The sequence below is a fragment of the Mesobacillus subterraneus genome (assembly GCF_000934845.1).
GTDB classification, from domain to species: domain Bacteria; phylum Bacillota; class Bacilli; order Bacillales; family Cytobacillaceae; genus Mesobacillus; species Mesobacillus stamsii.
Map to the genome: position 1 here is coordinate 1 of NZ_JXIQ01000039.1, position 5,654 is coordinate 5,654.

Genomic DNA, 5,654 nt, shown 5'->3' on the forward strand with positions numbered 1-5,654 from the left:
CCCTGCTCCTTCATAAATTCAGCAGGATTCACTGCATTTTCCTTCGCGGATGCCATATACAATCCTGTACCTCCTGCTGCGATAAGGGCTGCTGCTAATGCGCCAGTAATAATAGTCTTTTTAATCAAACTAAACACTCCTATTTTTTTATTATAAAAGGTTTGCTTTCATTTTTTCGAATTCTTCGACAGTGATTTCTCCCCTTGCCAACCTATCCTTGGCCAGGTCAATTGCTTGATTGTTCACCGCCTGGAGCGGAAGCGTTTGTTCACTCCTTCTATTCTGGTTGAAAGCCAGATACAGCAGATAGCCGACTGCCAGGAAAACTATTATCATCATCAAGGATCCACCTCCCATCCCGAATCCTCCAAAGTAACCATAGCCAGGTCCCATCATCATTTCCTTCTCTCCTTTCCATTTCTTTATACTTTCATTCTCTTTTAAAAATTTGTAGAAAGTATGGAGCGTAAACTGTTATTTTGAAATTATGTCTTTCATCTTTTGGTACTCTTCCTGGTATGTCCCCTTATGCCAGCCGCATCTTCAATTGTTCCAAATCAGGCAGGTTCGACCCATCTGATTTCTTCCTGTTCTTCAACAAGTAGATCAGGAGACCAATCAAAGCAAACCAATAAGTAAGCCAATCGGTCCGCAGCCAGCTGCTGCAAAACCAGGTCCCATCATGCTAGCCCCTCCTTTCTGGTGATGATGATGTTTGTTTCTTTTCTTTAAATATAAAAGCGAATCATGGAGAAAGTATGTAGAGTGCAAAAATTATAAAGAACATCAAATATTGTAGAATGAATTTATTGTATTTATTGTCGTCACTGTTCTGGCTGTTCTCGAAATAACTGAATAACTTACTTATGTAAAAAAAGATGACCGCTCTGGGATGTATCAACCTCCCTGTTAGCCGTCACCCTATCCTTCTTTGCACATTTGTCTGTATGAGTATTTCGAGGAAGGGGTGGATATTCTTGCAATTGATCTAGTAGAATATATCCTTTTTCACTTAAATGATTTGTTTTGAACTTCTTTCCCCATCACCGGGGAGCGTTGAAAGAAAAGCCCAATATATAATAGGCTGGTCGAGTTTTGCCAAATTACATTAATGGTTAGAATACAAGCCTGTTATCACCTTGAGCTTATAGATCTACATTAATCTGCCTGCTGCTTTGTAACCAAAAAAAGCGAGACCACTTTAAAAAGCAGTCCCGCCTTCATTGCTTACTTTTCTGTCATGATAATTTCCTTGAAATCTACTTGTTCTAGTACTTTATAGCATTTATAGGAACCATTATTCTCAAATACAACGATTGCCGGATCTTTCTCAAATGGCTCCCATAAAAAGAATCCAGCTCCCTCACTCCACCTCCCACATTCACCATCTAGAAACATTTCCCCTGCTAACAGCCCAAAAACCATTTCGCCGCTTTTCTCCAGTTTTATAAACATATCATCAACCCTCTCATTTTCAATCTACTTTAATATTAATACTTAATTATGTAGAAAAAATGGAGTTATTGTACCCTCCTTGTGGAATGTATCAAGATGAGGAACTGATTCTAGCAATCCAATCGTATAGGGGTATTTTGGATTATAAAAAATTTCGTTTTTGTTCCACTTTCGACTATTTTACCGGCCTACATGATATTCACTCTTTCTGAAAACCTTGCAACCACACCATTTTTCTCCTGCAGATCTTTTAATAAATCCAAAATCTGTGCTTGGATGGTTACGTCAAAAGCTATTGTTGGCTCTTCAGCAATTAACAGATCAGGTAGCCATTGCAATGCCTCATTCTTCCACTTAGCTGATGAGGATAGGTTGTACAACAAGAGATAGGATCCGGGATTACAACTAGTCTAATGATTTCAATTACCTTTTCATGAACTAACTTTTTACTATAGCCTTTATGGACGATTAGCCTCTCCGCAATTTGGTCACTCCCCTTTATTGTCGGGTTTAAGAAAGGAAAGGATCCTGGAATACCATACCGATCTTTGCACCAAGGATTTAATAGGGCACTGGATATCTTCTTGGTTTCGCTCTTTTTTTTATTAGCACAGCATGAAATAATGCATCGCTCCATTATAGATTAATTCCTTTTGCTCAGACTTAAAATAGTTATATAGACAATGCCATCCTGGACAAACGCTTCAAAAATATCCAATGCCTTGGAGGGGGGATGCTCCAATATTCATACCAATTTTGTCATATTTCCCTCCATGACAAGGCCAATAAAATGCTACTCTCTCTTCTTTTATCTCCTGCTCAGCATTCCCAGCGATACATCCCAGATGTGTGCATATAGGTGACATAATTATTAAAGAGTTTTCATTATTTGAATTTCATACCCTAATGACTATTTCTAAAAAAACGATGAATTTTCATCCTTAATTTCTGCATTTATTTATATTATGGTTACCTTAATAATTTTCAGGAGGTATACAGCTATGCAATTAAAGATACTTTCATTCCTCATTTTATTCACCTCATCATTCCTTGCAGCCTGTTCCAGTAGCAGTGTGAGTGAAATTGATCACAAAACACAGAAGAAGGTTCTAATACTGAAATAAAAGAGAATATAGAAGGTCTCCAAACTGCAAATGTTACTGAAACACTTACTGGCAATGAAATAAATATTACTGCCAAAGAAGCCAAGCATCAGTTAAATGAGGATGTTAGCGTAAATGCACTTACTTTCAATGGTTCTGTTCTCGGCTCCCAAATTCGGGCAAAGCAAGGAGAAAAATTGAAAATCAATCTTAAAAATGAACTGAATGAACCAGTCTCTATACATTGGCATGGAATTACAGTGCCAAATGAAATGGATGGAATCCCTGGTGTGACACAAAATGCAGTCCAGCCAGGTGAAAACTTCACATATGAATTTACACCTGAGGATCCAGGAACGTATATGTACCATACCCATCAAAACGCTGTTGAACAAATGGATAGAGGGCTTTATGGTTCGTTTATTGTAGAACCAAATGAAAAGACTTATGATCTTGATTATACCCTTATGCTTGACGAGTGGATGAGCAAGCCTGAAGAAGGCAAATCCAGCATGGAAGGAATGGACCATGGTAATATGGATTCAGACGGGGACAGTGATAAAGAAACTGATTCTGGTGGCATGGATCACAGCGATATGGGGTCAAATAAGAATGAAAGCTTGGGTGGAATGGAAGAAATGGGGCATGATATGAGTGCTTACGATATATTTACGATAAATGGCAAAAGCGGTAACAGCATTGAACCATTAAAGGTCAAAGAAGGAGAGAAGGTCAGAATTCGTCTTGTCAATGTAAGATATATGTCTCATAAAATCCATCTACATGGCCATGACTTTAAAGTCGTAGCAATTGACGGACAGGAACTAAATGAACCAAAAAGAATAAACAATCAAGTGATTGCTATAGCACCAGGTGAGAGATATGACATTGAGTTTACAGCAAATAACCCCGGAGAATGGTTCATAGAGTGCCACGGAGATATGGAAGGATCAAGTGAAATGAAGACAAAAATTCAATATGAAAACTCTACTAATTCAGCTGACAAATCTAACCAGTCTGAAACTTTACCTGAATTCTAGCCAGGTAGGCTTCCACTTTGAAAATCAGTTTCTTATTCTACATTTTATGCTCTAACTCAGTCCCTTCTTCAAGCGGTAAAATATAGCCTTTCCCCAATGAGTATTTTCGATTTCCTCTCTAGTTGCAACCTAACTAGATTAAGTCCTCGTAACTTCTTCTAAACTTACTGGAGTCGTTGATATTGGCCTTTTTCTATACGAAAAACTGAAGTAGCTAACCCCCTGCCATTGGTCGAATAGGCAGGGGTATCTTAATTGAATTTAAGTTGGTAAACAGCTTGGCACTTGCCGGTAAATTCTCTGTCATTGAGTGGTAAAAAAGATGGCCATCCTATTGCCGTAATCATCTTTATCATTAGGCTTAAAAAGGTTTTGAAAGTTTTCCTTATCGTACATCGTCAAGTGATTTTGCAACTGTATGAGTTATTGGTTTCCATTCCACATTTATGAACAATGCGACAATCGATATTGGGATATAGGTAAACATAAATAAAGGAAAAGTGATCGTATATGCTAACTTTTTCCACCATGAACTATGAATTTTTTTCCACTCCGTTATAGTCGTAATAAAACCAATTATAAATAGTAAACCATAATACCAACCAATCGATTTTACCATATCTGTATAGATTAGCTGGATATTTTTAGCCCCATCCACTACGTCTAAAAATATCCCTAAGGAGAATAACCCATATATGAAAAAGCTAATACTGGAGACCAGCATGGCAGGCATAATGGTCATAATCATATCGTAACAGGAAAACCAGTTAGATTTCCCTTTTAATATACCGCCCACCAAATCTTTCCCATATTTTACAATAACCTGATAAAAGCCCCTTGCCCACCGTAACCTCTGATGCCAAGATTTGATCCAAGTTTCTGGCTGCTCATCATAAAAAATAGCATTTCTACAATAGCCGATTTTTTCTCCGTTTATGATCTGAGAAACGGAAAACTCAATATCCTCAGTCAGGAGATGATGGGTCCAACCTCCATTTTCTTTTATCAAATTTGCATGTACTAGAAAGCCCGTTCCAGAAATGGAACAGCTTAAGTTAAGCGCCATTCTTGGTAGATTAAGATATTCAGCTTCATGCATAAACCAAAGTCCGTAACCGGCTGAAATCCAATTCTGGTCATAATTCTTTGAATTTCTATAACTTGTGATTACCCTATATCCTTGATGAAACATCATGTTCATTTCCGCAATATAATTCTCTTCAAGGAGATTATCTGCATCAAAAATAAAATATCCTTCATACTTTCTAGATGAATATTCATTACTAATAATATTCATCATATAATTTAGTGCATATCCCTTGCCAACCTGTACCTTATTGAAACGTTCCCTCACTACAGATCCCGCTTTGGCAGCGACACGAGCAGTATCGTCCGTACAGTTATCCGCAACAACGAAAATATCAATTAGTTCTCTTGGATAATTTTGATTTTTAATACTTTTAATCAATTGTCCGATTACGAGCTCTTCATTTCGAGCAGCGATTATTACTGCATATTTATGGGAATGAACATTCTGCATCTTAGGACTTTTGTTCTTTTTTGCTTTTAACGCAACAACCATATAAAAAATCTGATACGAATACATCAAAGCAAATAGTAGGAACATGAGAAAGTTAAACTCTTTTAAGAAAGCTAATATAGTCAGTTCCAAAAGGTTACCTCCATGGTTTTAAAAATGTTTTTCACCCTTAATAACAAAGTATAAAACATGAATTAAAAGCATGGATTAATATTATGTTAAGTCTAAGTAAAGTTTTGAAGCTTTTTCATCGGTAACCCCCGGAGGCAAGGTCGATTTTTCAGATACTTGATATGGTACATTAAAAACCCTACAACTTTTTATATACCATACCGTATTCGACGGCAATTCTTCCCCCACTTATTGTTGGGCTATCGCCCTTCACACGATTGAAGTAGGGCTATCCTTACCGATTTTAGATGAAAAATGCGCATATTACTGTAAATCTAGAAACACGTTAGTTGAGTAAGAAAGTTTATAATAATAACTTAGACTTGAACTACCCCCACTTACTGA

At 37.2% G+C, this 5,654-nt stretch carries 5 protein-coding genes; 1 reads left to right on the forward strand and 4 read right to left on the reverse strand.

Annotated features, from left to right (window positions below; genetic code table 11):
* Nucleotides 1-150 precede the first annotated feature (150 nt).
* The 3 genes from UB32_RS06590 to UB32_RS20420 all read right to left on the reverse strand — a co-directional run bounded on the left by UB32_RS06590 (nt 151) and on the right by UB32_RS20420 (nt 1,838).
* Nucleotides 151-399, reverse strand: a complete 249-nt coding sequence (locus UB32_RS06590) for an SHOCT domain-containing protein (protein ID WP_225650195.1) — start codon at nt 397-399, stop codon at nt 151-153.
* A gap of 828 nt (nt 400-1,227) precedes the next feature.
* Nucleotides 1,228-1,455 (reverse strand): hypothetical protein, encoded by a 228-nt coding sequence (locus tag UB32_RS06595; RefSeq protein ID WP_044392250.1) that lies wholly within the window; start codon nt 1,453-1,455, stop codon nt 1,228-1,230.
* Nucleotides 1,456-1,643: 188 nt separating this feature from the next.
* Nucleotides 1,644-1,838, reverse strand: coding sequence for a hypothetical protein (locus UB32_RS20420; protein WP_241768442.1), 195 nt, complete (start codon nt 1,836-1,838; stop codon nt 1,644-1,646).
* Between the two features lie 806 nt (nt 1,839-2,644).
* Here UB32_RS20420 and UB32_RS06605 point away from each other — a divergent pair.
* A complete protein-coding gene (locus tag UB32_RS06605; RefSeq protein ID WP_241768444.1) occupies nt 2,645-3,598 on the forward strand; it encodes a multicopper oxidase family protein in 954 nt (317 codons plus the stop codon).
* A 385-nt stretch (nt 3,599-3,983) separates the two neighbouring features.
* On the opposite strand, the gene UB32_RS06610 is transcribed toward UB32_RS06605, so the two are convergent.
* Nucleotides 3,984-5,270 (reverse strand): glycosyltransferase family 2 protein, encoded by a 1,287-nt coding sequence (locus UB32_RS06610; RefSeq protein WP_241768443.1) that lies wholly within the window; start codon nt 5,268-5,270, stop codon nt 3,984-3,986.
* Nucleotides 5,271-5,654 lie beyond the last annotated feature (384 nt).

Bases quoted from the DNA above. Each gene is read 5' to 3' on its own strand.
- UB32_RS06590 (WP_225650195.1), bottom strand. From the start codon at position 399: ATGATGATGGGACCTGGCTATGGTTACTTTGGAGGATTCGGGATGGGA.
- UB32_RS06595 (WP_044392250.1), bottom strand. From the start codon at position 1,455: ATGTTTATAAAACTGGAGAAAAGCGGCGAAATGGTTTTTGGGCTGTTA.